This is a genomic window from Paraherbaspirillum soli, from assembly GCF_042654985.1.
Lineage (GTDB): Bacteria > Pseudomonadota > Gammaproteobacteria > Burkholderiales > Burkholderiaceae_D > Paraherbaspirillum > Paraherbaspirillum soli.
Window position 1 is genome coordinate 206,932 of record NZ_JBHSMT010000028.1, and the last position, 23,425, is coordinate 230,356.

24 protein-coding genes are annotated in these 23,425 nt (G+C 60.1%); 14 read left to right on the top strand and 10 right to left on the bottom strand.

Annotated features, from left to right (window positions below):
- Positions 1-90 precede the first annotated feature (90 nt).
- Together ACFPM8_RS16975 and arfB are read right to left on the bottom strand one after the other, a co-directional pair.
- Positions 91-891, bottom strand: coding sequence for an alpha/beta fold hydrolase (locus ACFPM8_RS16975; RefSeq protein WP_378999144.1), 801 nt, complete (start codon positions 889-891; stop codon positions 91-93).
- A gap of 264 nt (positions 892-1,155) precedes the next feature.
- Entirely contained in the window at positions 1,156-1,593 is a 438-nt protein-coding gene (gene arfB, locus ACFPM8_RS16980; RefSeq protein ID WP_378999145.1) for an alternative ribosome rescue aminoacyl-tRNA hydrolase ArfB, read from the bottom strand.
- A 320-nt stretch (positions 1,594-1,913) separates the two neighbouring features.
- Here arfB and ACFPM8_RS16985 point away from each other — a divergent pair, with 320 nt between their 5' ends.
- The 6 genes from ACFPM8_RS16985 to ACFPM8_RS17010 all read left to right on the top strand — a co-directional run bounded on the left by ACFPM8_RS16985 (position 1,914) and on the right by ACFPM8_RS17010 (position 7,245).
- Positions 1,914-2,405, top strand: coding sequence for a hypothetical protein (locus ACFPM8_RS16985; RefSeq protein WP_378999147.1), 492 nt, complete (start codon positions 1,914-1,916; stop codon positions 2,403-2,405).
- A 180-nt stretch (positions 2,406-2,585) separates the two neighbouring features.
- The gene (locus tag ACFPM8_RS16990) at positions 2,586-3,725 is read left to right on the top strand and encodes a c-type cytochrome (RefSeq protein ID WP_378999149.1); all 1,140 of its coding nucleotides are present in this window, start codon (positions 2,586-2,588) and stop codon (positions 3,723-3,725) included.
- 34 nt (positions 3,726-3,759) lie between these two features.
- Complete coding sequence (ctaD, locus tag ACFPM8_RS16995; RefSeq protein ID WP_378999151.1) at positions 3,760-5,514, top strand: cytochrome c oxidase subunit I; 1,755 nt, start codon at positions 3,760-3,762, stop codon at positions 5,512-5,514.
- Positions 5,511-6,191 carry a cytochrome c oxidase subunit 3 family protein gene (locus ACFPM8_RS17000; RefSeq protein WP_378999154.1) on the top strand — a complete coding sequence of 227 codons (681 nt, stop codon included), beginning with the start codon at positions 5,511-5,513 and terminating at the stop codon, positions 6,189-6,191. The genes ctaD and ACFPM8_RS17000 overlap by 4 nt, the downstream gene beginning before the upstream one ends.
- A gap of 35 nt (positions 6,192-6,226) precedes the next feature.
- The gene (locus ACFPM8_RS17005) at positions 6,227-6,922 is read left to right on the top strand and encodes a heme-copper oxidase subunit III family protein (protein WP_378999155.1); all 696 of its coding nucleotides are present in this window, start codon (positions 6,227-6,229) and stop codon (positions 6,920-6,922) included.
- Between the two features lie 8 nt (positions 6,923-6,930).
- The gene (locus ACFPM8_RS17010; protein WP_378999157.1) at positions 6,931-7,245 is read left to right on the top strand and encodes a cytochrome C oxidase subunit IV family protein; all 315 of its coding nucleotides are present in this window, start codon (positions 6,931-6,933) and stop codon (positions 7,243-7,245) included.
- Between the two features lies 1 nt (position 7,246).
- Here the strand turns inward: ACFPM8_RS17010 and ACFPM8_RS17015 are convergent, their stop codons facing one another.
- From ACFPM8_RS17015 to ACFPM8_RS17025, 3 genes are all read right to left on the bottom strand, one after another.
- On the bottom strand, positions 7,247-7,618 hold the full coding sequence (locus tag ACFPM8_RS17015; RefSeq protein ID WP_378999159.1) for a cupredoxin domain-containing protein: 372 nt from the start codon (positions 7,616-7,618) through the stop codon (positions 7,247-7,249).
- Between the two features lie 2 nt (positions 7,619-7,620).
- Positions 7,621-8,145: a DUF4142 domain-containing protein gene (locus tag ACFPM8_RS17020; protein WP_378999162.1), complete on the bottom strand. Its 525-nt coding sequence runs from the start codon at positions 8,143-8,145 to the stop codon at positions 7,621-7,623.
- A gap of 132 nt (positions 8,146-8,277) precedes the next feature.
- Positions 8,278-9,174: a LysR family transcriptional regulator gene (locus ACFPM8_RS17025; RefSeq protein ID WP_378999164.1), complete on the bottom strand. Its 897-nt coding sequence runs from the start codon at positions 9,172-9,174 to the stop codon at positions 8,278-8,280.
- A 292-nt stretch (positions 9,175-9,466) separates the two neighbouring features.
- On the opposite strand from ACFPM8_RS17025, the gene tmpT reads away from it, so the two are divergent.
- Positions 9,467-10,105 carry a thiopurine S-methyltransferase gene (tmpT, locus tag ACFPM8_RS17030; protein WP_378999166.1) on the top strand — a complete coding sequence of 213 codons (639 nt, stop codon included), beginning with the start codon at positions 9,467-9,469 and terminating at the stop codon, positions 10,103-10,105.
- A complete protein-coding gene (locus tag ACFPM8_RS17035; RefSeq protein ID WP_378999168.1) occupies positions 10,098-11,582 on the top strand; it encodes an MFS transporter in 1,485 nt (494 codons plus the stop codon). Before tmpT ends, ACFPM8_RS17035 begins: the two co-directional genes overlap by 8 nt.
- 3 nt (positions 11,583-11,585) lie before the next feature.
- On the opposite strand, the gene ACFPM8_RS17040 is transcribed toward ACFPM8_RS17035, so the two are convergent.
- Together ACFPM8_RS17040 and ACFPM8_RS17045 are read right to left on the bottom strand one after the other, a co-directional pair.
- Positions 11,586-12,314, bottom strand: a complete 729-nt coding sequence (locus tag ACFPM8_RS17040; protein ID WP_378999170.1) for a hypothetical protein — start codon at positions 12,312-12,314, stop codon at positions 11,586-11,588.
- Positions 12,315-12,499: 185 nt separating this feature from the next.
- Positions 12,500-12,760, bottom strand: coding sequence for a hypothetical protein (locus ACFPM8_RS17045; protein WP_378999172.1), 261 nt, complete (start codon positions 12,758-12,760; stop codon positions 12,500-12,502).
- Between the two features lie 633 nt (positions 12,761-13,393).
- Here ACFPM8_RS17045 and ACFPM8_RS17050 point away from each other — a divergent pair.
- From ACFPM8_RS17050 to ACFPM8_RS17060, 3 genes are read left to right on the top strand one after another with little or no spacing between them, the layout of a single operon-like run.
- On the top strand, positions 13,394-16,177 hold the full coding sequence (locus ACFPM8_RS17050) for an AMP-binding protein (RefSeq protein WP_378999174.1): 2,784 nt from the start codon (positions 13,394-13,396) through the stop codon (positions 16,175-16,177).
- A complete protein-coding gene (locus ACFPM8_RS17055) occupies positions 16,177-17,064 on the top strand; it encodes an alpha/beta fold hydrolase (RefSeq protein ID WP_378999175.1) in 888 nt (295 codons plus the stop codon). The genes ACFPM8_RS17050 and ACFPM8_RS17055 overlap by 1 nt, the downstream gene beginning before the upstream one ends.
- The gene (locus ACFPM8_RS17060; protein WP_378999178.1) at positions 17,061-18,521 is read left to right on the top strand and encodes a DHA2 family efflux MFS transporter permease subunit; all 1,461 of its coding nucleotides are present in this window, start codon (positions 17,061-17,063) and stop codon (positions 18,519-18,521) included. The genes ACFPM8_RS17055 and ACFPM8_RS17060 overlap by 4 nt, the downstream gene beginning before the upstream one ends.
- Before the next feature lie 9 nt (positions 18,522-18,530).
- Here ACFPM8_RS17060 and ACFPM8_RS17065 read toward each other — a convergent pair whose 3' ends face one another.
- The 3 genes from ACFPM8_RS17065 to ACFPM8_RS17075 form a co-directional block, all read right to left on the bottom strand.
- Entirely contained in the window at positions 18,531-19,448 is a 918-nt protein-coding gene (locus ACFPM8_RS17065; protein ID WP_378999180.1) for a PA2778 family cysteine peptidase, read from the bottom strand.
- 62 nt (positions 19,449-19,510) lie between these two features.
- Positions 19,511-19,867, bottom strand: coding sequence for a PA2779 family protein (locus ACFPM8_RS17070; RefSeq protein ID WP_378999182.1), 357 nt, complete (start codon positions 19,865-19,867; stop codon positions 19,511-19,513).
- Between the two features lie 239 nt (positions 19,868-20,106).
- On the bottom strand, positions 20,107-20,922 hold the full coding sequence (locus tag ACFPM8_RS17075; protein WP_378999184.1) for a MipA/OmpV family protein: 816 nt from the start codon (positions 20,920-20,922) through the stop codon (positions 20,107-20,109).
- A 170-nt stretch (positions 20,923-21,092) separates the two neighbouring features.
- On the opposite strand from ACFPM8_RS17075, the gene ACFPM8_RS17080 reads away from it, so the two are divergent.
- The 3 genes from ACFPM8_RS17080 to ACFPM8_RS17090 all read left to right on the top strand — a co-directional run bounded on the left by ACFPM8_RS17080 (position 21,093) and on the right by ACFPM8_RS17090 (position 23,391).
- On the top strand, positions 21,093-21,791 hold the full coding sequence (locus ACFPM8_RS17080) for a response regulator (RefSeq protein ID WP_378999187.1): 699 nt from the start codon (positions 21,093-21,095) through the stop codon (positions 21,789-21,791).
- Positions 21,791-23,083, top strand: coding sequence for an ATP-binding protein (locus ACFPM8_RS17085; protein ID WP_378999189.1), 1,293 nt, complete (start codon positions 21,791-21,793; stop codon positions 23,081-23,083). Before ACFPM8_RS17080 ends, ACFPM8_RS17085 begins: the two co-directional genes overlap by 1 nt.
- Before the next feature lie 77 nt (positions 23,084-23,160).
- On the top strand, positions 23,161-23,391 hold the full coding sequence (locus ACFPM8_RS17090) for a hypothetical protein (RefSeq protein ID WP_378999192.1): 231 nt from the start codon (positions 23,161-23,163) through the stop codon (positions 23,389-23,391).
- Positions 23,392-23,425 lie beyond the last annotated feature (34 nt).

Sequence of the window (23,425 nt, forward strand, 5' to 3'; positions counted from 1 at the left end):
GTTGACGGTCCTTAGCTAAGGTTGGCAAAAAACTGTACGTGCGCTTTGAAATATCAACAACTGGCAAGCATGACAGGGCTGGGCGCGGCATCAGTCGCGCCCATGCGTCCCTCGCAGATTGATGCCCAGATGTTCCCGCACTTCGGCGCAGACCCGCTCCGGATCGTCGAACAGCGGACGCATGCCGCCGTCCGGTATGGCGACGCAGCGATGCTGCGGAATGCCGCGCACCAGCACGTTATTGCCGCGCACCAGTTGCGAGCGGCGGCCGTAGATGTGCAGTAGACGGCCTTCAAACGCCAGCACCGACGGCCGCACATCGACATCGAGCAGCAATTCAAATCCCCGCGCCAGGCGCTGCGCTTCGTCGGCACTGGTGTTGCTACCGTTGCCGGCGACGTGCCTGTTGCCGAATTTGAGCGGGGATTGCGCGGGCTCGGGCAGCACCAGCCCCTCCAGCAGCGTCAGCGCAGCGCCCAAGCGGCTGGCGCGCGCGTGATCGACGATTCCGCCCAGCCGCAAGTTCAAGGTTTGATCCGCATGGGTCGGCGCCGACAGCAGCAGCACGCGCGGCAATGCCGCGGCCCAGGTATCGTTCAGCAGCGCTTGCACCACGCTGCCGCCCAGCGCGCAGCCGGCCAGCAACTCGATCGGTCCCAGCCGCTCAAGGATAGCCGACCAGTGGCCGACGAACTGGCGAAAAGCCATCGGCTTGTCAGGCAGCAGCGACAGCGTGTCATAGATCACCACGCAATATCCGGCAGCCGTCAGCACCCTGGTCAGCGGCGCAAAGAACTTGCCTTCGTCCCACGCCGACAGCACCGGCGACAGCACCACCACCTGACGCGGGCCTTGTCCATATTGGACCGAAACTGGAATAGGCCGATTCATTGGACACCAGCCATTTCTCCGACGCGGGCCGGTTCATGCTGCGCGGCGCGCACGGCATCGGCGACCGGATGTTGAATGTTGAAAAGCCGGGTGACGGGCAAGGCAAAGCTGGTCATGACAAGTCTCCAAGTTATACAACCGGCAAGTTGTACAGAAGGAACATTGTCTATACAACTGTAGAACTTGACAGGGTGAGGCAGTCGGACGGCTTCTATCAGAGAGGGGCGACTTGCTGCGTGAACGGCTGTTCCTGGAAGGAAATGTTTAGATAAGCACCTTGCCGCGCATCGCCTTGTCTTTGCCGCGCCGGGTTTTGCTATCGACCCGCTTGCGCTGCGCATTGCGGCCGGGCTTGGTTGGACGGCGTTGCGCCGGCGTCACGGTGACGCTCAACAACAGTTCCTGCAAGCGCTGCAAGGCGTCTATCCTGTTTTGTTCCTGGCTGCGCGATTGCTGGGCCTTCAGAATGATCACGCCATCCTTGGTGATGCGTTGGTCATTCAGCGCCAGCAGCTTGGCCCGGTAGATCTCGGGCAGCGACGAGGCAAGAATGTCAAAACGCAAGTGAATCGCCGATGAAACCTTGTTGACGTTTTGACCGCCGGGCCCCTGCGCGCGCACCGCGCTCAGGTCGATCTCGCTGATCGCGATCGCTAGGCCGGGCTTGATGTGCAGGTGTTTGGGGTCGTGATGGATGTTCATTTGCCTACCGGTAAGGCCGCAATTATAGAGCCGCAACGTATGGGCACCTCTAAAAACCTACTGCGCGACCCAATCTCTGGGCTGCGATGCTCACCGTACCTCCGTACGGCTGCGCTTCTCCCCCAGACCTTGGGCCGCTCGCTACGGTTTTTAGAAGTGCCCGTGTGCCCTGGAGCAATGCTGCAACACTCCGTAGCCGCCGCATTGCATGTTATTGAATCTGTACTAAATTGAAGTTGGCAAATGCTCGTCAAGCCGGCAAAACGAGCTAAATCCTTGATTTTGCTGGCGCTTTCCCGGAGGTAAACATGGAACTTCACATGCATTCACATCATTTGGAGCGGCGCATGCCGGACTGGCCTGCGGCAGCGGCATCAGGCTTTGCCGCCGGCGCGATTGTGATGGTTCTGGAACTGCTGTGGACCTCTATCATGGCCGACTCCAGTCCCTGGATCATCTCGCGCATGGTGGCCGCCATCGTGCTGGGACCGGACACCATGCAACAAACCAGCTTCAGTGCAGGCATCGTCGGCGTCGCGCTGGCCACGCACTATGTGCTGGGGATTGTCTTTGGCGTGATCCTGGCCGGCATCATCGCCCCCTTCCATTTCGATTCAAGCGCGGGAATGGTGCTGCTGACCGGCGCGGTATTCGGTCTGGCTCTGTATATGTTCAACTTTTACGGCATGGTCCGCTTCTTCTCCTGGTTTGCCGAAATGCGCGGCTTGGCCAACATGGCGAGCCACCTGATCTTCGGCATGGCGACCGCCATCATGTACTGGCAGCTGGAGCGGCGCACCCCGGATAAATAACAAGCCGCCACATATTGGGAGTACCTGTTGGCCAAAGGCGCAAGTCTTTGGCTTTTTTTTGAATGACGCCGGCACAGCCTGTTGCCTATTACAGGTCATCAACACAAATTCCAAGAGTAGGAGTACTCTTATTGCGTCTTGAGACTTCTGCGCTTCTCCCCCGCGAAAAAGAGGACTGATATGGCCATGGCCATTGCACTCATCGTGATCGTCGTCGCTGCGCTGCTGTTTCATCTGGTCAGCCCGTGGTGGCTCACGCCGCTGGCGTCGAACTGGCGACAGATGGACGATACCCTGACCATCACACTGGTGATCACCGGCTTCTTCTTCGTCGTCATCAATCTTTTCATCGTGTATACGCTGTTGCGCTTTCGTCACCGCAAGGGGCGCCGCGCGGCCTATGAACCGGACAACAAAAAACTCGAATTGTGGCTGATCACCACTACCGCGGCTGCCATCATGGGATTGCTGGCGCCGGGCCTGCTGGTCTACGGCGCTTACCTCAAGGTGCCGCGCGATGCGATCGAGCTGGAAGTGCTGGGCCAGCAGTGGCAGTGGCGGTACCGCTTTCCCGGCGCCAGCGGCAGGCTGGGCCGGACCAGCGTCAACCTGGTCAGCGCCGCCAATCCTTTCGGGATCGATCCGAGCGACCCGGCCGGTCAGGACAATCTGCTGGTCAATAGCAACGAAGTGCATCTGCCGCTGAACCAGCCGGTCAAAGTGCTGCTGCGTTCGCAAGATGTGCTGCATGACTTTTTTGTGCCGCCGTTCCGGGCCCGCATGAATATGGTGCCGGGCATGGTCAGCTCGTTCTGGTTCACCCCCGACAAGCCGGGCCGTTACGAAGTACTGTGCGCGCAACTGTGCGGCGTCGGCCACGCCAATATGCGCGGCTATGTGGTGGTGGAGGATCAGGCCAGCTTCCAGGCCTGGCTCAAAGCGCAGCCGACTTTTGCATTGACCATGGCGGCACCGAGCACCAGCGCTGCCAGCGCCCCGCGCACGCCGGAGGCACTGGTGGCGCAAGGCAAGGCGCTGGCCGAGTCCAAGGCCTGCGTCGCCTGTCACACCGTCGATGGCAGTCCGAGAGTCGGTCCGACCTGGAAGGGACTCTACGGCAAAACCGAAACCATGGAAAACGGAAACACCGCCCTGGTCGATGAAGCCTACCTGAAGAACTTCATCCGCAACCCGCAGGCACTGATAGTGAAAGGCTACGCACCGATGATGCCCAAGATCGACCTCAGTGATGCCGAACTGGAGGCGCTGGTGGCTTACATCAAATCCAACGGCCCGCCAGCCACCACCGCCCAGCAATAGCCGCTAAGTTAGGCCACCTTAAACGAGGAATGCCATGACCAGCAACGACGACAGCATCCACCACGCGCCGCAAAGCTTCCTGACCAAATACGTCTGGAGCCAGGATCACAAGGTGATTGCGGTCCAGTACGCCAGCGTCGCCATCCTGGCCGGGCTGGTGGGGCTGGTGCTATCCAACCTGATGCGACTGCAACTGGGATACCCGGGCCGCTTTGCAGGCATCGACGCCGCCCACTACTACCAGTTCATGACCATGCACGGCATGATCATGGTGATCTACCTGCTCACAGCGCTGTTCCTGGGCGGCTTCGGCAATTACATGATCCCGCTGATGGTGGGCGCGCGCGACATGGTTTTCCCTTACCTGAACATGCTCAGTTTCTGGGTCTACCTGCTATCGGTGATTGTGCTGATGGCCAGTTTCTTCGTGCCGGGCGGACCGACCGGCGCCGGCTGGACGCTGTACCCGCCGCAGGCGATCCTGCCCGGCACTCCCGGCTACGAGTGGGGCATCATCCTGATGCTGGTGTCGCTGCTGATTTTTATCGTGGCCGCCACCATGGGCGGGCTGAATTACGTCACCACCGTGCTGCAGGCGCGCACCGAGGGCATGACTTTGCTGCGCATGCCGCTGACGGTGTGGGGCATTTTCGTCGCCACCATCCTGGCCTTGATCGCCTTCCCTGCCCTGTTCGTCAGCGGCGTGATGATGCTGCTCGACCGTACGCTAGGCACCAGTTTCTTCATGCCCTCGATATTGGCTATGGGGCAGCAGACCGGTTACAAGGGCGGCAGTCCGTTGCTGTTCCAGCACTTGTTCTGGTTCTTCGGCCATCCCGAGGTCTACATCGTGGCGCTGCCGGCGTTCGGCATCGTATCCGACCTGATCAGCGTGCATGCGCGCAAAAGCATCTTCGGCTACCGCACCATGGTGTGGGCGATCATCGCCATCGGCGTGTTGAGCATGGTGGTCTGGGCCCATCATATGTTCGTCAGCGGCATGAACCCGTATTTCGGCTTCTTCTTCGCCACCACCACGCTGGTGATCGCGGTGCCGACCGCGATCAAGGTCTACAACTGGCTGCTGACCTTGTGGCGCGGCGATATCCACATGTCGGTACCGATGCTGTTTGCGCTGGCCTTCGTCAGCACCTTCGTGATCGGCGGCCTGACCGGACTGTTCCTGGGCAATGTCAGCGTCGACATCCCGCTCTCCAACACTTATTTCGTGGTGGCCCATTTCCATATGGTGATGGGGGTGTCGCCGCTGCTGGTGATTTTCGGCGGCATCTATCACTGGTATCCCAAGATCACCGGCCGCATGCTCAACGAAACGCTCGGCCGGCTGCATTTCTGGGTCACTTTCCTCGGCACCTACGCGATCTTTTTCCCGATGCATTATCTCGGCATCCTCGGCATGCCGCGCCGCTACTACGAATTCAGCGGCTATAAATTCATCCCGCCGTCGGTTGCGCCGCTCAACACCTTCATCACCATCGTTGCGATCGTGGTGGCGGCCTACCAGCTGTTGTTTATCTTCAACCTGGTGTGGAGCGTTTTTTACGGCAAAAAGGCCAGCGGCAATCCGTGGCGCGCTTGCTCGCTGGAATGGCAAACCCCGCAGACCCCGCCCGCGCACGGCAACTGGGGGCCGCAATTGCCGGTCGTGTATCGCGGCGCCTACGCCTATAGCGTGCCGGGCGCGCGAGAGGACTTCATCCCGCAGAATGAACCACCCGCAGCCGGCGGCGCCGAACCGCAGGCCGCCAGCACAGGAGCACTGGCATGAACCCGGGCCCGATGTTGAGAGCCGCCGGCGTCGGCCCCCAGGGCTACGACAGCCCTGCCCCCCGATCTGGCCCCGACTACCGGCGCCGGCCCGGCATCGACAGTGCCGCCGCCAGCATCGCCTTATGGCTATTCATGATCGTCGCCAGCACGCTGTTCCTGCTATTCCTCACCGCCTATGCGATGCGGATGAACGCCGGCGACTGGTCGCCGCTCGCCATGCCTTGGCAGCTGTGGCTCAGTACGTTGCTGCTGGCGGGTGGCAGCGTGTTGCTGCATTTTGCAACGCAGGCGGCACGCGCAGCGCATCTGTCAACCGCCCGCACCCTGCTGCTGGCGGGCGGTGCTTGCGTCTGTGTCTTCCTCGGGGTGCAATGGTGGGGCTGGCAAGCGCTGCTGACGATCCACGTCACGGCGGCCGGCAATCCGGCCGGCAGCTTCTTTTACCTGCTGACCGCCATGCACGGGCTGCACGTGGTGGGCGGGCTGGTCGCGTGGGCGCGCACCGCACGCGGCGCGTGGCGCTACACCGCTGCGGTTGACGCCGCCCAAGTCGCCTGGCGCATCGCGTTATGCGCGCGTTACTGGCATTTTTTGCTGGCGCTATGGATAGTCTTGTTCGCAGCGCTGGGCTGGCTGACGCCGGACCTGGTGCGGCTGGTATGCGGCATCCGTTGAACGCTGAAGGCTGACAGACAACACCGGGAGGACGCATGAGTACCCCGATCGTTTCATCGCAAGACAGCGCACCGGCATCGTTCGGCGCCTGGCGCCAGCTGGTCGCGGACTGGTCGTCAGACCGTCAGGCTTTTCACGTGTCGTGGGGCAAGGCGATGATGTGGATTTTCCTGCTGTCCGACACTTTCATCTTCAGCTGCTTCCTGACCGGCTACATGACGGTGCGCATCTCCAGCACCATCCCCTGGCCCAATCCGGGCAAAGTGTTTGCCCTCAACATCGGCGGCCACGAAATCCCGTTGATCCTGATCGCGATCATGACCTTTGTGCTGATCAGCAGCAGCGGCACGATGGCGATGGCGGTCAATTTTGCCTACCGCCGCGACCGCCTGCGCACCGCCTTGCTGATGCTGGCCACCGCCGCCTTCGGCATCACCTTCGTCAGCATGCAAGTGTTCGAATGGACCAAGCTGATCGTGCAGGAAGGCGTACGGCCGTGGGGCAATCCGATGGGCGCGCCGCAGTTCGGCTCCACCTTCTTCATGATCACCGGCTTTCACGGCCTGCACGTCACGGCCGGCGTGATTTACCTGCTCACCGTCGCGGTGCGCGTGCTGCGCGGCCGTTATGAACAAAGCGGCAATTACCAGATCGTCGAAATCGCCGGCCTGTACTGGCACTTCGTCGACCTGGTCTGGGTATTCATCTTTGCGCTGTTCTATCTCTGGTGAGGTGCGCCATGACTTCCGGCACAGGACAAACACATCCGATCAGTCTCTACCTCAAAATCTGGGGCCTGCTGTTCATCCTCAGCACGTTCTCGTTCATGGTCGACGTGCTGCACTTCCAGGGCTATCTACGCTGGGGTCTGATCCTGCTGTTCATGCTGATGAAGGCCGGGCTGATCGTGGCCTTCTTCATGCACATGGCGTGGGAACGGCTGGCGCTGGTGTACGCCATCCTGATACCGCCGCTATGCCTGCTGGTGCTGGTGGGCTTGATGGCGACCGAGGCCGATTACGTGTTTGCTACGCGGCTGGTGTTTTTTCGGTAACTCACTTGACGACAAGTTTTCCCTTCATCGTCGGATGCACGGTGCAGGTGTAGGAAAACTCGCCTTTCGCTTTGGCCGTGAATTTCCATGAATGATCCGGCGCAATTTGCTTGGAGTCGAAACTGCGATTGTCCGCCGTCACCGTGTGCGGATAAGGATCTTTGTTGGTCCATACCACCGTGTCGCCGGCATTGACCTCGATGACCTCTGGCGAATACTTCAAGCCCTCGATCACGACGGTATGGGTGTTGGCTTGCGCGGCGCCGATGGCAGCCGCATAGGCCGTGGCGGCGACGGCGATCAACAGCATTTTGGTCAGGGCCAGCCGTTGATGCCGCCAGCCGCCGCGACTTGAATAAGCGGACGGGTTCATGGTTATTTCATCGCTCCTTGAATTTGTTTCGCCATCTGCAAATGCGCGTCGATTGCAGGCCGTACTTTCGAAATCAAATCTTTCAACTCGGCATTCTGGGCGTTGGGCAGCAGGGTCTGGTCAATCGCATCCAGCACCGCCTGATGATAAGTAACTTCATTGTCGATATAGGCCTTGTCGAACTCGCCGCCCTTCAGCGTTTTGAGATTTTTTACGTTGGCAGCGCCGCCTTCTTTCAGGCTCTTGCTGGTATCGCTGTCCTCCGGCGTGACGCGGAGTTTGGTGACCAGGGCCGTGGCTTGCTTGTTGACGCCGCTATGGTCGGTGATCATGCGCTGCGCAAACTCTTTGACGCTTTTATTGTGCGATTTCGATTTGGCCACCTTGGCGGCGTTGATGTCGACCGTGTTGGCAGCAACAACGATGCCGGCTATTTGCGCATCATTCGGTGCCGCAGATTGCGCCAGCGCTGCCGTTCCTCCCAAAGCCAGCAAGGCTGCCAGCAAACCGCTTATTAGTGTTTTCATTTGGAACCCCATTATTTGATTGGAAATTCTTCACGGGAATAGGAAAGAGCCAGAAAAAACAACGCGTTACGCGTTGCTCTGTCAGCATAGACATTGGTATTGCAAGTTTCAATGTCATGCGCCGCCTAGTATTTAGCGAAGCGCCGCGCAGGTCTCCAGCACCAGGCCGCGCAACCAGCGATGCGCTGGATCGGCATCCAGCCGCGGGTGCCAGAGCAATGAAATCGTCAGTTCCGGCGCCGCGACCGGAAGCGGAAAGCTATGCATGCCGGCGCGCAGGTTTCCGGTTTGCCATTCGGGAACACTGGCGATCAGGTCGGAGGCCCGAGCGAGCGCCAATGCAGCCGAGAACCCTTCGACGATGGTGGCGATCTGTCGTTCCAGCCCGAACGGTTGCAAGGCTTCATCAATCGCCCCCCGGTCAAGCCCCCGCCGCGAGACGCAGATGTGCCGACCGCTCGCATAACGGGCAGGCGTGATGTCGCCTTGGCTCAGCGCGTGCCCGATCCGTACCACGCCGATGAAACGATCCCTGAACAACGCACGTGCACGAACCTCCGGACCAGTCGTCTTGCCCACCACGCCAGTCTCCAGATCGACGGTGCCGTCGCGTAGAGACGTGCTCTCTTTGTTGGTTTTCTGCACGAAGCAGAGCCGTACCCCAGGAGCCTGCTCGCCGACGCGGGCAATCAAATCCGCTCCGAAGTTCTCGACAAAGCCGTCGCGGGTACGCAGCGTGAACGTCCTGACGAGCTGTTTGAGGTAGAGCGTCTCGGCAGGACGGAGCACCGCTTCCGCATCCAAAACCAGCTGGCTAACACGCTCGCGGAGTTCGAGCGCTCGGGGTGTCGGAACCAGACCGCGGCCGGCCCTGACCAAAAGCGGATCGCCGGTCGTCTCCCGCAATCGCGCAAGCGCACGGCTCATCGCCGACGGGCTAAGCCGCAAGCGTTGGGCTGCGCGTGCAACGCTCCCTTCTGCGAGCACTACGTCAAGAGTGACAAGTAAGTTGAAATCTGGAGTCGACATACACAGTGTCCTGAGTTACTAATTCGTTGAATAAATAAGCCGAGAATCGCCCCGATACCGCGTCACAAATGCGCGCAAGGCTCCAGCCTTGCTGTGCTTTGTTCCTTGTCTCGTGACGATTTCGACATATTTAAATCTTCAACGAATTAGTAACTCAGGACACTGGACATTATCGCAGTTTGTTTTTGATATGGCGCCAAACGCACGAATAAAGTGCAAATGGTGCGTCTTCCGCCATACCAGCCTATGGAGTACGCTTCTGACAGGTAAATAAATTTCTAAGGGGAATATTTTGGATACAAATTTTTGGCACCAAAAATGGGAAAAAAATGACATTGGTTTCCACCAAAATGACGCCAATCCACTATTGGTGAATTATTTCAAAACACTTTCTTTAGCGAAAGGCAGTCGTGTGTTTTTACCGTTGTGCGGTAAAACGCTTGATATCCGTTGGCTACTGTCCAATGGCTATCGTGTTGCCGGCGCTGAATTGAGCAAAATAGCCATCGAACAATTATTTGCCGAGCTTGGAGTCGCACCAAAAATATCGGGAGCCGGTGAATTGGAGCACTACAGCGCACCAAATATCGACCTATTTGTCGGCGATATTTTTGATTTGTCTGGAAAGACACTGGGCGTAGTCGATGCCATTTATGACAGAGCGGCGTTAGTGGCACTGCCCCAAACAATCCGCAATCGCTACACAGCGCACTTGATGGAGATAACGAAAAAAGCACCGCAGCTGCTCATTGCTTATGAATACGACCAGAGCTTGATGGAAGGTCCACCTTTTTCAATCAGTAACGAGGAGGTAAATCAACACTACAGGGATAGCTATGATCTGACTCTCATGGCAAGTACAGATGTCGCTGGCGGACTGAAGGGGAAATGTGCAGCACAAGAGAATGTCTGGCTGCTAAAAAATGGCTGATTACAACTACAAACGCCTCATTAGCGGACCAGATGAGGCAGTAGCCGGAAGCGCCTCAAACGCCACAGGCACACCTTCGGTTCGCTGGGCGCTAGCCGGTCTCTCCCTGTCCATGTTGATGTCCTCACTCGATACCAGCATCGCCAATGCCGGCTTGCCGACGCTGGCGCAAGCGTTCGGCGCTTCTTTCCAGGCAGTTCAGTGGATCGTCCTCGCTTATCTCCTTGCCATCACCACCCTGATTGTCAGCGTCGGACGGTTCGGTGACATCATCGGCCGCCGCCGCTTGCTGCTGGGCGGGATCGTCCTGTTCACGGTGGCCTCGCTACTGTGTGGCGTCGCTCCCTCGCTTTGGTTTCTGGTTGCCGCCCGGGCCGCGCAGGGCCTTGGAGCAGCCGTCATGATGGCCCTCGCCATGGCATGCGTCAGTGAGACGGTGCCAAAAGAAAAGACCGGCAGCGCCATGGGATTGCTCGGCACCATGTCCGCGATTGGCACCACTTTGGGCCCGTCGCTCGGCGGCCTGCTGATCGCCGGTCCCGGTTGGCGTGCGATCTTCCTGGTCAACGTCCCGCTAGGCATCCTGAATTTTGTTCTCGCGCAGCGCTACCTGCCCGCTGATCGCCAGAGACCGAAAACGGATCGGACCGGCTTCGACCATACAGGCACGCTGCTGCTTGCTGTTACGCTCGCGGCTTATGCGCTTGCCATGACGATAGGACGGGGCAGATTCGGTGCGCTCAACGCGGCCCTGCTGCTGGCAGCCGTGTTGGTAGCCGCCCTTTTCCTGCGGGTCGAAGCAAAAGCCGCGTCACCTTTGATCCGATTGGCGATGTTCCGCAATCCGGTTCTAAGTGCCAGCCTCGCCATGAGCGCGCTGGTGTCGACGGTGATGATGTCGACCTTGGTGGTGGGACCGTTCTACCTCTCTCGTGCGCTCGGGCTCGAAGCCGTTCTGGTTGGGCTGGTCTTATCGGCCGGTCCGCTGGTTGCCGCGCTGACCGGCGTGCCGGCGGGCCGCATCGTGGACCGTTTTGGCGCGCAACGCATGACCATCGCCGGGCTGATTGGGATGGCGGCCGGTTGCTGCGTTCTATCCCTGGTCCCGGCGACATTCGGTATCGCTGGATACGTCACCCCGATTGTCTGCATCACCGCCAGCTATGCACTGTTCCAGGCGGCCAACAACACCGCGGTCATGAGCGACATCCGCGCCGACCAGCGCGGCGTCATTTCCGGCATGCTCAGCCTGTCGCGCAATCTCGGATTGATTACCGGCGCGTCTGCGATGGGCGCAGTATTCGCGCTGGCGTCGGCGGCGACCGACATGGCAATGGCGCGTCCCGCTGCCATTGCCACCGGCATGCACATCACGTTCGCCGTCGCGGGGATCCTGATCGTCGTCGCGCTCGCCATCGCGATAAAACGCCGCACCGGCTTGAACCAAGCCGATGCGGCGCAATGCACCATCGGCTAACGCTTAGCCAAGCGAAGTCAGGGTGATGCTCACATTGGTGGAATCGTTAAGGCTATCGGCGTTCATCGCCACCCACTGCTGGTTGTTGCCAAACAGCGTGATGTTCACAGATGAGGAAGTCAGCACCACTACCTTGGTGTTTTGAGCGGCGTAGGTGTCGCCGTCGAATTGCTGAACGATAGGCTGATAGGAAGTGTCCGGCGCATTCAGAACATAGATCGTCACTTGCCCGGACGCGTTGAACAGCGCGAAATAAAAGGCGTTGATGCCGGAAGTCACGTTGAGGTTATAGTGCTGCGCGCTCGGAACGAAGTAATAACGGCTGTACTTGTTGAACGGTTTGCTGTCGCCGTTGGCCTGCAGCTGCTGATTGTTGAGACCGGTGGTATTGGTCGGCATCGACTGGCTGCCCAACCACGATTCCGCTTGTACGCCGCTGCCGGCGGAAGGCGTGATCGAAGCGGTCAGGCTGGATGAACCGTTGATGTTTGGGCTAGCGCCGGAGAAAGTCAGGATCGCGGCGGAGCCTTGATTGCCGGTCGTCTCCGGGGCGGTCAGCACGGAGACATATTGATTGGAGCCGATATAAGTAACTGGCACTGCTTGTGCTGCGGTCGTCGAGTTGTACAGGAACGCCACATTGATCGGATTGACGATCACATTGACGGCCTGCAGCGAATTTCCTTGGCTGACGGTCAGACGATTGCCACCATTCCAATTCTGAGTACCCATGAATAATCTCCTGTTTGTAGGATCTATGGTTCCCGACGCCCGGCTGAGCGCCTGGAACCATCATAGGATGCTCCTGTGCAACTTATATCCTGATAGAAGCGACAGCTGGATTAAATGGAATCGGCGTTATTTGCGGCGACGGAGATGAAATGTTGGGCTTCGCCTTCGGCTCAACCGCAACCGAATTACTCCTTGCCTGCCTTCTCCCGTTCCAGCTCGCCACGTTCGGCGTCGAACATATTGAAGTGGTCGTCGGCCAACTTGATGCCGGTCAGCGCCAGTCCCTGCATCACTTCATTGTTTTTGGAAAGGTCGCGCATCGCCTTGAAGACGCGCAGCACGTCTGTTGCGCTATGCATGCCGAGACAGGCGTTGTCGATGGCGCGATTGAGATACACGATTGCGGGGGTAGCTGGGGATGGTTGCGACGGATTGTTGCCATGCATGCTGTTCTCCTCGTACGGTGAATTTAACCGCCCTGCGTCGGGCGACGAAGGTGGCGGGCACAAAGTGGGCGTGAGAAACCGGTACAACTCACCAAAACACCGGCATACCCGTAGGTATTCCCACCAAGTGACCGCCATGGAAGACGAGCATTGATGAGGCAGACGACAAGAGCCGTCTGCCCGGTGAGTTGTAAGCGGTTCTCACACCGCATCGCGTACTTTCTGCGCGACGTGGGCAAGATAGCGCAGATTGTTGTTGGCGACAAGCCAACTTCGGCAATTTGAGCTGCTAAAGGATCGTAGGTCGGAAAAGCGCAGCGTCTTCCGACGTGCCGCCGGCCGCTAAAAAAAACAAGGGCTTGACCGATTGACGCGATTCACGCCGTCGGAAGGCGCTGCGCTTTTCCGACCTACGTTTTTCCGAGTACGTTTTCCCGAGTTGTCGCAGCTGGCAAACTTCTCCCCTGTCAACCCTGGCAGCTACGCCTCCTGCGCCGGCGACCTACATTGAAATTCCAACGGTCCCATCCGAAGTCACTGCAGCGGGACCTGGCAAGCCTTCCCGCAGTAGAACTGCAAGTGGACGGGCTGACTTGGGGCGACGCAGACATCGTAGCCCGAGGAGATGTCGTCATGGCTCAGCAAGCTTTATTCTCACGTCCCGTCAATCCCAACCTTGGCATCGCCGACTTGCTGTTGTCGGCGGCACACCGGCATCCTGGCTCTGGTCTGCGTTTTATCTCCGGCGAGCCTGACCAACAAGGTGATTTCCTGAGCTATCCGGCGCTGCTGCTTGAGGCGCGCCGCATCCTCGGCGGCCTGCGCGCCCAGGGCCGCAGCTCCGGCGCCAAGGTCGTACTTCTGCTTGAACGCAGCGATGATTTCATCCCGGCCTTCTGGGCTTGCGCGCTGGGCGGGTATATTCCTTGCCCGCTGACGCCGATCCGCAACGACCCGGAGCGCTGGGTAAAGCACCTCGCGCATGTGATTTCCTTGCTCGACGGTCCGCTGCTGGTAAGCACCGCAGCTCTGCGCAAAGAGCTTTCCGGCATGACCAACGCCGTCGATCTGCAGTCGCTACGCAGCAATCCCCCTGAGGAATCGGTGTATCCGCCGCAGCGCGAGACCCCGGCCGTCCTGATGCTGACATCCGGTTCCACCGGCAACGCCAAGGCGGTCGCGCTCACGCATCGCAATCTGCTGGCGTCGATGGCAGGCAAGACCGAGCGGCAGCAGTTGACGGCCGCCGATGTGACGCTCAACTGGATCTCGTTCGACCACGTTGCGGCCCTGCTGGAGGCGCACCTGCTGCCGTTGTACGTCGGCGCGACGCAGCTGCATGTGGAAACGGCGCCGATTCTGGCCGATCCGCTGCTGTTCCTGCGTCTGATCGACCGCTACCGGGTGTCGATGACTTTTGCGCCCAACTTTCTGTTCGGGCAAATCAATGCCGCATTGCAGCCGGGGCCGACCGAGCGCCAGTCCGGCAGCCTCGATCTGTCCTGCTTGCGGCACATCATCTCCGGCGGCGAGGCGATTGTGGTCGAGACCGGGCGCCGCTTTCTCGATCTGCTGGCGCCGCACGGACTTGCCCGCAGCGCGCTGTGGCCGGCGTTCGGGATGACCGAGACTTGCGCCGGCTCGGTGTATTCGCGTGAATTCCCGGACGGCGACGGCAATCGGGAGTTTGCCTCTCTCGGCCGGCCGATCACCGGACTCCAGATGCGCATCGTCGACCAGCGCGGCAGCGCGCTGCCGGCCGGCGAATCCGGCGAACTGCAATTGCGCGGCCCGATGATCTTCAGCCACTACTTCAACAACCCGGCGGCGACCCGGGCCGCATTTACTGCCGACGGTTGGTTCCACAGCGGCGACTTGGGGCGTCTCGAACGCGGCCGGCTCAGCCTGGTCGGCCGCAGCAAGGACAGCATCATCGTCAGCGGCGCCAATTATTTCAGTCATGAGCTGGAGACGGTGCTGCAGCAACTGGACGGCATCGAGCGCTCCTTCGTGGCTGCCTTCCCCACCCGCCCCGAAGGGGCCGACACCGAGCAGCTGGTCGTCACGTTCGCCGCCTCCTTCCCGCTGGATGACGAGGCCAGGCTGCACCGGCTCTGCGTCGCGGTGCGCAATACCACCATTTTGCTGTGGGGGTTCCGGCCGGCGCTGATCCTGCCGTTGCCCAAGGATGCGTTCGCAAAGACCAGCCTGGGCAAGATCCAGCGCGCCACGCTGCGCAAGCGCCTGGAAGCCGGCGAGTTCGCCGAACATGTTGCCCGTATCGCCGGCGTGACCAGTCGCCAGCAAGGCGGATACAGCGCTCCCGAGGGGCCGGCGGAAGCCGCGATCGTGCAGACTTATGCCGAGATGTTCGGGCTGGCGCCGGCAACTGTTAGCGCCAGCGCCAGTTTTTTCGATCTGGGCGGCACCTCGCTCGATATTCTCAAGCTCAAGCGCAAGCTCGAACAACGCTTCGATGGCGGCATTGACGTCTCGATCATGAGCATTTTGCAAAACCCCAGCGCCCGCGCGCTGGCGGCCCACACCGATGCAGCTGCGGCTGCCGGCCAGCGCACCGAATACGATCCGATCGTCCCGCTGCAAGCCAGCGGCAGCAAGACGCCGCTGTTCTGCATCCACCCCGGCGTCGGCGAGGTGCTGGTGTTCGTCAACCTGGCCAATTATTTTGTCAACGAACGCCCTTTTTATGCGCTGCGGGCGCGCGGCTTCAACCGGGGTGAACAGCACTTCCAAACGTTTGACGAAATGATCAGCGCCTATGTCGCCGCGATCCGCAGACGCCAGCCACACGGGCCTTACGCCATCGCCGGCTATTCCTACGGCGGCCCGGTGGCGTTGCCGGTTGCCAGCATGCTGGAGGCGCAAGGCGAGCGGGTTGCCTTCGTCGGCAGCATAGACGCGCCGCCCTGGATCAAACATCCCAGGGGCAAGGTCGACGCGGTCGAGAGCGCCGTCATGCTGGCTTTCTTCCTGTCGCTGATAGACCGCCAGCAGATGGAGGAATTGCCGCGGCAGCTGCGGACCACGCTGTCGGCGCAGGACCCGTGCGCCTACCTGTTCCAGATCGCTGCGCCGGATCGGCTGGCGGAGCTGGATCTCGATTTGCCCAGGATGCAGGCTTGGGCGGCGCTCGCGCTGGGCTTGTCGGACCTGGGCCACGCTTACGTCCCGGCCGGCATGGTGGAGTCGGTGACGGTGTTCTACGCCGATCCACTGTGGGGCAGCAAGCAGGATTACCTGGAGCACGAACTGAAGCGTTGGGATGACTACGCGCGCGCGCCCAACCGCTACATCGAAGTCGGCGGCGAACACCATACGCTGCTCGACGCCAAGCACGTGACCGGTTTCCAGGCCGTGCTGCGGGCCGAGCTCGATCGCGCACTGGGAGGCAAATAATGAACAATCCGATCACAGCAAGCATCAAGCAGGTCAGTGTGAACGGCGTCAGTCTGCCGTTTCTGGAACAGGGCCAAGGCACCCCGGTGGTGTTCGTCCACGGTTATATTTCCGACCACCGGGTCTGGCGCGGGCAGCGCCAGGCGGTCGCACAGCGTTACCGCTACATCGCGTTTTCGCAACGCTACTTTGGCGCTAACCCATGGCGGGACGGCGGCGACAAGTTCTCGTTCGCCACACACCTGGACGACCTCGCCGCCTTCATCCGCGGCTTGCATGCGGGCCCGGTGCATGTGGTCGGCTGGTCGTATGGCGCGGCGCTCGGCTTGGTGCTGGCGATGCAGCATCCGGAATTGGTCAGGAGCCTGTTCGCCTACGAACCCGGCAGCGGGACCTTTGTCACCGATCCGGTGGATGCCAAAACGATTGCCGAGGATCGCCAGCGCATGATCGCACCCGCCATCAGCGCCAACCAGGCCGGCCAGTTTGCCAGGGCGGTGCAGTTCGTGTTCGACAGCGCCAACCATCAAGCCGGCCTGTTCGAGACGCTCGCGCCTCCACTGCGCGCAGTCTTTCTCGACAATGCGCGCACCATTCCCCTGTTGTTCGGCGCCCCGCCGCCACCGTCGCTCAGCAGCGCCCAGCTCGGCCGGAGCTCGGTGCCGGTGGCGATCGCAAGGGGCGAATTGACGCGGCCGTTTTACCGAATCGTGGCCGACACCGCCAGCCGCTGCATTCCCGGCGCGCGGCTGGTGGTGCTGCCCAACGGCATGCATGCAGCCCCGGTCCTGACACCTGCGGCGTTCAACCAGGCACTGCTCGACTTCCTCAGAGCGACCGAGACTGAATTGTCGGTGGCCGACATCACCACGCAGGAGGCAATATGATGCGCAGCCAACAGGATAGCCAGCTCATGGGGCCGGCCAATAAGCCGGCCAACGACCGCGCCACCAGGACCTGGGTCCTGGTCCTGACCTCGGTCGCGGTGCTGATGGCCATGCTGGACGCGATGGTGGTCGCGACCGCGTTGAACGCCATCCGTACCGACCTTCACGCCTCGGTCGGCGCGCTCGAATGGACCATGAATGCCTATAGCCTAAGTGTGGCGGCTCTGTTGTTGAGCGGCGCCGCGCTGGGCGACCGTTTTGGCCGGCGCCGCATGTTCGTCCTCGGTCTGGGACTGTTTGTCGCGGCGTCGGCCGCCTGTGCCTTATCCAGAAACATCGAGTGGCTGATTGTTGCGCGCATCGTGCAGGGGGCCGGCGCCGCGCTGCTGACCCCGCTGGCGATGGCGCTGTTGAGCGCGGCATTTCCGCCGGAACAGCGCGGCAAGGCACTCGGCCTGTTCAGCGGCATCACCGGGTTGGCACTGATCGCCGGCCCGCTGCTGGGCGGCGCGATCGCCGGCAGCCTGGCCTGGCAGTGGATCTTTTGGCTCAATATCCCGATCGGCCTGGTGCTGATCCCGCTCGCGCAGCGGCGGATACCGGAGAGCTTTGGCGCGCCAACCGCGATCGATGTCGCCGGCGTGGTGCTGGTGACCGGCGCGGCGGTCGGTCTGGTGTGGGGGCTGATGCGCGGCAACGAGGCCGGCTGGAGCAGCGTCGAGGTGCTTGCCGCCCTCGCCGCCGGACTGGCGTTTGCCGCCGGCTTCATTGCCTGGGAGTTGCGCAGCGCGCAGCCGATGGTGCCGATGCGGCTGTTCCGCTCACGCGCTTTTTCGTCCGGCATAGCCGCCAGCTTCTTGTTGTATGCCGCGATGTATGGCGTGCTGTTCTTCTTGCCACAGTTTTTCCAGTCGGCGCAAGGTAATGGTCCGCTCGGCGCCGGCCTGCGCCTGCTGCCCTGGACCGCCACCCTGTTCGCGATCGCGCCGGTTGCCGGCAACCTGGTCGACCGCATCGGCGAGCGGCCGCTGATGGTCGCCGGGCTGGTGCTGCAAGCGCTAGGATTCGCCTGGATCGCGCTGATCGCTTCACCCGACCTGCCCTATCTCTTTCTGGTGCTGCCATTGATTGTCGCCGGGGCCGGCATCTCAATGGCCGGACCGGCCGCCCAGAAAGCCGTATTGGGCGCGGTCAGCAACGCCGAGCTCGGCAAGGCGTCCGGCGTCTTCAATATGTTCCGCCTGCTCGGCGGCGCATCGGGGATCGCGATCGCGGTCGCGGTGTTCGCCGGCACCGGCGGCCTCGGCTCCGCACAGACCTTCAGCGCCGGATTTGTCGCCGCGATCGCGGTCTGCGCCGTGTTATCGCTGCTGGCGGCGGCCGCCGGACTGTGGCAGCCGGCGCGGAGAGCATCGGTTCCAGAGCCCGCAGAAAATGAGCGGCGGCTTGGGTGGTAGAGCTTCTCTCTAGTGTGATAAAGGTTGCGCGGCCCCTCTGCTCAGAATGCCCTCAAGCGTGTCCTTGGATGCGGATAGAAAAGGCCCGCCGAGACTGACCGCCGTTTGCGCTGCCTGCAATGCTTGCGGGAGCTTGCCCTGATCCGCGAGGGTCTGGGCCAGGTTGTTGAAGGCCGGGGCCGAGTCCGGGTGGCTTTCTGTCGCCTTGCGGAATGCGGATTCGGCTTCGGCCAGCTTGCCGGCTGCATAGTAAATGTTGCCCAGCCCCAGCTGGCCGACCAGGCTGTTCGGCCAGCGTGTCAACAGCGTGGAATAGGCCGTGGCGGCGGCGGTTTTTTGTCCGCTTGTGTTCAGCGCATCCGCGGCGGACGCATAGCCGATCTCGGTGGCGGTCGCTGGTATCTGATCCGGGCGGACCGCCACCATCGCCCAATGCTCGCTGGGCTGCCAAGTGTGTTCGAAATACCAGAACGGCAATACCTGGCGGGCGTTGGTGCCCGAGCGCAGGATCAACTTACCCTTGTCCAGGTCATACCCGACCACGACCGCGTAATGCCACAGCGGATACCAGCTCACCAGCATATTCTGCAGTACGACGACCGGCGTACCGGACGCGACTTCCCTCAGCACATCGGCAAGCTGCGGGGCCAGAACGTACGCGGCAAGCCCGTTGCGGCGCGTGGCTGCCAGCATTTCGACCTGCAGGCTGCCTTTGCGCGACGGCAGATAAACCTGATCGGTCAATATTTCCGGTCGGATTTCCACGCCGCCGCTGTTGAGGGCCGTGGCAAGTGCGGCTGGTCCGCATTGGTATTCTTCCTGCGGGAAGAAAGGGACTGCCGTAAGCTCCACGCGCTCCGGCAAGCCGCTTGGACGATTGGTTTCCAGCGAGCGCGTTTGCGGTGCAATTGCGCAGCCGCCAAGCATCAGCGCACAAAAAAGAATGCCCGCCAGGAGGCGGGCCGATATTCCAAGCCGCATGCGGCGCATTATTTGTACACGAAATAGAAAATCGCCGCGGCAATGAGAATGACGCCTGCCGCAATAGCCCAACCGTTGGAGCCGCCGGCGGGCAAGCTATCGATCTGGCCGGCGATGGTTCTGACTTCTTCATCGGTCATGGCAGCGACGCGCTCTTTCGCCGCCCCTGGCGTCACCCCGAGTGTCTCGAACTGCTGCTGGACATTGGTGCGGCTAATAAAGTTCATCACCTTTTCACGGTCGCCTTGTGCCTGCGTCGCGCTAATCAACTGGTTGGTTCCAACGATACCGGCGTGAGCCGGATAAAAACTTACCAGCATGCTCACAATCAAAATGCGACTGATCATTTTGAAAAAACGATTCATGTTTACGCTCCTTCGATGTCCGGTTGTGTGAGATCCCTTATTGGCGCCTTTACCAACAAATACGTCCGTGCAGACAGGTGCGAATTGCATTACTTCCGGTGGCAATAGCGGGAACAAGATAATGCGTTTTTTCTTTATAGGTCGCGCCCCTGGCAGTGTCAAGCTGCGCTTGTCGCGTGGTTGGCCGCCATGTCAACCACGCCTGGATTAACAACTGCCGACGATCATTTCCCGTTCAGCTAAAACGAATAATTGATTGTTGTAAATCCGCTGTAGTTCGTCTTGGCAAGCACGATCGGACTGCTGGCCGCTTTTTGCACGTAATGCGTGACGCCTAGCATGGTGGAGACAGACCAGGTCTTGCTCAAATTGTGCGTCCACGTGACAGAAGAATTCAGCGCGTTCAAGCCTGAGTCCGCCTTATATTTTGCGTAGCCTGAATTTCTGCTTTGGATCGCGCTGACGCCAAAGTAGGTCTGGTTGTATTTCGCGCTGCCGAAGGAGACGCCACCGCTGATTTCGACCCGGTCTTTTGTCAGTGAAAGCACGGTGCTGTTCAATTGCGCAACAGCCGACAGGCCGCGCTCGCGGTTGCTGACCGGTTGCGAGACATCGATTGTGAATGTGCCGATGCGGCCGAGCTTGATGCCCGCGCCGACTTTGGCCAGCACCGAACCTTTGATTTCTCCCATCCCTTTCAGTTTTGCCGATCCGGGCTCGAGACCGTCGTTCGAATCCTTGCGTCCGGGATCGTAAGAGATGGCCGTGGTGGCAAACAGCATGTCGCTGAGATCGAAGCGATAGCCTGCACCCTGCGAACTGTCGAAGAAAAATCCCGATGGCGTGACGATGTTCAATACCGGTACCGGCACCGCCCGGTACTCGTCGCTGCCGGCGTAGCGCGGCATGGCGCCGGCGCCGAGTCCCAGGGTGATTTGGCTGGCCTGCAGCGGCGCCTTCGGCTGGGCTTGCGCAAGCTGTTCCGCCGATGCCATACGCGAGGCGAGAGTGCAATACAAAGTGACGACGATTATCGATTTGATCTGGTGTTTCAAAATTCTCTCCGGTTAATAAAGCCGAGGCATTCTCGACAATCCGGCGAACGATGTCTGTGAAGCTTTGGTGAAGAAAATGTGTAAGTCCGTGTCAATATGTTTTTGTTTGTAATGGGGTCGTCTGGCATCTGCCTGAAACGCTATGATGAAAAAAATGGGAGAAAAGTGGAATGAAGAAGGTTTTATTGATAGAAGATGACGCGCGTCTCGCCGAATTGATATCCGAATATTTGTGTCGCTACGGTTTTGAGGTATCGCTAGTGCTGCGCGGCGACCTGGCGCTGGATGCCATTGCGCGGGAACAGCCGGATGTGGTGGTGCTTGACCTGATGCTGCCGGGGATGGACGGCATGGATATTTGCCGTGCGATCCGCAAGAATTCGGCGCTGCCGATCTTGATGCTGACGGCCCGCGCCGACATTTTCGACCAGGTCACCGGTCTCGAAATAGGCGCCGACGATTACATGCTGAAGCCGGTGGAACCGAGATTGCTGCTGGCGCGCTTGCGCGTCATCTTGCGCCGGCTTGATTCGCGCGACCAGGCGGTCCGTAGCGCAGCGCTGCGATTTGGCGAACTGGAGGTCGATCTGTCGGCACGCCAGGTTTGCTGGAAAGGCCGGGAAATCGATCTCAAGACCAGCGATTACAACCTGTTCGTCATCCTGGTTCAGGCCGCGGGCACGGTGCTGAGCCGCGACGAGTTGTTGCGGCGCTGGCGCGGCATCGGCTTCGACGGTCTGGATCGCACCGTCGATGTCAGTATTTCCCGCCTGCGCAAATATTTTGACGACGACGCGAATGAACCGCGCAAGATCAAGACCGTATGGGGTCGCGGCTACCTGTTCAGTCCGATCGCGTGGGAAGAATAATGTTAAGAATCCTGGTACGCCTGTATTTGATTGTCGCCACCCTATTGATTCTATCGATTATTTCGGTGCAAATGGGTTTCCCGTATCTGTTTCGGTCTGAATTCAAGGCCGAGATGCGGCGTGACTATACCAATGAAGCAGTGCTGTTGCGCGAATATCTCGGCCCCGTGCAGGACAGCCGTCAGCAAGCCAGACTGGACCGCATGAACCGGCTGAACCCGCAGCGCTATACCCGCTTGTCGGCAGCTCAAACGCAAGCGCTGTCGCCATCGATCCGGGATGAACTGGCACGGTATCAGATGGCGTGGGCCGGCATCGGCAATAACAGCCGCAGCGACGTCTATATCGCCCTGGAAGATGGCGGCGTCCTCGAAATCAACGCGCCTAATATCAACGACTTGCAAATCATCGCCTACATTGTTGTTTTAATCGTGATGCTGGCGGCAGTATTGATGTGGTTGACGCCGCATTGGCGCGACCTGGAAAAATTGCGCGTTGCTGCCGCACGGTTTGGCGACGGCGCATTGGATGCGCGCGCCAAGCTATCCGACAATTCGTCGATCAAGCAATTGTGCGCATACTTTAATGACATGGCGGATCGCATCGGCAACTTGATCAAGGCGCAAAGAGACATGGTCAACGCCGCCTCGCACGAACTCCGCACGCCGTTGGCAAGACTCGAATTCGGTTTGGTCAATTTGATGGATACCAGCAAGGACAGCAACTCCCACAAGCGCATCCAGGCCATGCGCAAAGACGTGGAAGAGCTGGATATCCTGGTCGGCGAATTGCTGACCCTTAGCATGCTGGAGCAGTCGCCGTTTCCGGAGCACGCGGAAAAAATCATGCTGGAAGATTTTTTGCGCGCAGCTGCCGGCATCTCAAACGATGAATTGCATCTGCGGCGCAGCACGATAGTCTGGGCTATCGACACCTCGATGAAAGAAGTGATCACCGAACCGCGCAGCCTGGGACGTGCCTTTTCCAACCTGATCCGAAATGCGCTGCGCTATACGCACAGCACCATCCGAGTACGCGCCGAAGCCAACGCCGGTTCCTGGAACCTGATCGTGGAAGACGACGGCGTCGGCATTCCGGAACAGGAAAGGGAGCGGGTCTTTGAGCCGTTTTATCGGCTCGATCGCAGCCGCGACCGCTCCACAGGCGGCTACGGTCTGGGGCTGGCGATCGTCAAGAAAATTGCCGAGCGACTCGACGGCACCGCCCGCGTTGACAGCTCGGATCTGGGCGGTGCGATGTTTGTATTGAATTTTCCCCTGCGGAACGAATAATATGACTGCCCGCTTCCGCTTCATGGCGGACGTTCAGAACTCCGCTTAACGAACCACGGAGCGTCGAGGGGTTGGGGTTGTTGTTGACGTTGTTGTTGACGTTGCTGTTGACGTTGCTGTTGACGTTGCTGTTGACGTTGCTGTTGACGTTGCTGTTGACGTTGCTGTTGACGTTGCTGTTGACGTTGCTGTTGACGTTGTTGTTGACGTTGACGTTGCTGTTGAGGTTGTCTTTGACGTGCATTCCGCATTGGGACGCTGCCAAATGGGACGACTGGCAGCCGGGAATTGTGGGAAGGCATGTTTGAGCGCAGCGAGTTTGCCTTTCCACCCGGCTGACAG

Excerpts from the sequence above, each read along its gene's own strand:
- ACFPM8_RS17085 (WP_378999189.1), top strand. The coding sequence starts at position 21,791 with ATGTTAAGAATCCTGGTACGCCTGTATTTGATTGTCGCCACCCTATTG.
- ACFPM8_RS17020 (WP_378999162.1), bottom strand. The coding sequence starts at position 8,145 with ATGAAAACACTAATAAGCGGTTTGCTGGCAGCCTTGCTGGCTTTGGGA.
- ACFPM8_RS17070 (WP_378999182.1), bottom strand. The coding sequence starts at position 19,867 with ATGAATCGTTTTTTCAAAATGATCAGTCGCATTTTGATTGTGAGCATG.
- arfB (WP_378999145.1), bottom strand. The coding sequence starts at position 1,593 with ATGAACATCCATCACGACCCCAAACACCTGCACATCAAGCCCGGCCTA.
- ACFPM8_RS17060 (WP_378999178.1), top strand. The coding sequence starts at position 17,061 with ATGATGCGCAGCCAACAGGATAGCCAGCTCATGGGGCCGGCCAATAAG.
- ACFPM8_RS16990 (WP_378999149.1), top strand. The coding sequence starts at position 2,586 with ATGGCCATGGCCATTGCACTCATCGTGATCGTCGTCGCTGCGCTGCTG.
- ACFPM8_RS17080 (WP_378999187.1), top strand. The coding sequence starts at position 21,093 with ATGAAGAAGGTTTTATTGATAGAAGATGACGCGCGTCTCGCCGAATTG.
- ACFPM8_RS17000 (WP_378999154.1), top strand. The coding sequence starts at position 5,511 with ATGAACCCGGGCCCGATGTTGAGAGCCGCCGGCGTCGGCCCCCAGGGC.
- ACFPM8_RS17055 (WP_378999175.1), top strand. The coding sequence starts at position 16,177 with ATGAACAATCCGATCACAGCAAGCATCAAGCAGGTCAGTGTGAACGGC.
- ACFPM8_RS17035 (WP_378999168.1), top strand. The coding sequence starts at position 10,098 with ATGGCTGATTACAACTACAAACGCCTCATTAGCGGACCAGATGAGGCA.
- ACFPM8_RS17005 (WP_378999155.1), top strand. The coding sequence starts at position 6,227 with ATGAGTACCCCGATCGTTTCATCGCAAGACAGCGCACCGGCATCGTTC.
- ACFPM8_RS17015 (WP_378999159.1), bottom strand. The coding sequence starts at position 7,618 with ATGAACCCGTCCGCTTATTCAAGTCGCGGCGGCTGGCGGCATCAACGG.
- ctaD (WP_378999151.1), top strand. The coding sequence starts at position 3,760 with ATGACCAGCAACGACGACAGCATCCACCACGCGCCGCAAAGCTTCCTG.
- ACFPM8_RS17025 (WP_378999164.1), bottom strand. The coding sequence starts at position 9,174 with ATGTCGACTCCAGATTTCAACTTACTTGTCACTCTTGACGTAGTGCTC.
- ACFPM8_RS17065 (WP_378999180.1), bottom strand. The coding sequence starts at position 19,448 with ATGCTTGGCGGCTGCGCAATTGCACCGCAAACGCGCTCGCTGGAAACC.
- ACFPM8_RS17045 (WP_378999172.1), bottom strand. The coding sequence starts at position 12,760 with ATGCATGGCAACAATCCGTCGCAACCATCCCCAGCTACCCCCGCAATC.
- ACFPM8_RS17050 (WP_378999174.1), top strand. The coding sequence starts at position 13,394 with ATGGCTCAGCAAGCTTTATTCTCACGTCCCGTCAATCCCAACCTTGGC.
- ACFPM8_RS16975 (WP_378999144.1), bottom strand. The coding sequence starts at position 891 with ATGAATCGGCCTATTCCAGTTTCGGTCCAATATGGACAAGGCCCGCGT.
- ACFPM8_RS16985 (WP_378999147.1), top strand. The coding sequence starts at position 1,914 with ATGCATTCACATCATTTGGAGCGGCGCATGCCGGACTGGCCTGCGGCA.
- ACFPM8_RS17040 (WP_378999170.1), bottom strand. The coding sequence starts at position 12,314 with ATGGGTACTCAGAATTGGAATGGTGGCAATCGTCTGACCGTCAGCCAA.
- ACFPM8_RS17010 (WP_378999157.1), top strand. The coding sequence starts at position 6,931 with ATGACTTCCGGCACAGGACAAACACATCCGATCAGTCTCTACCTCAAA.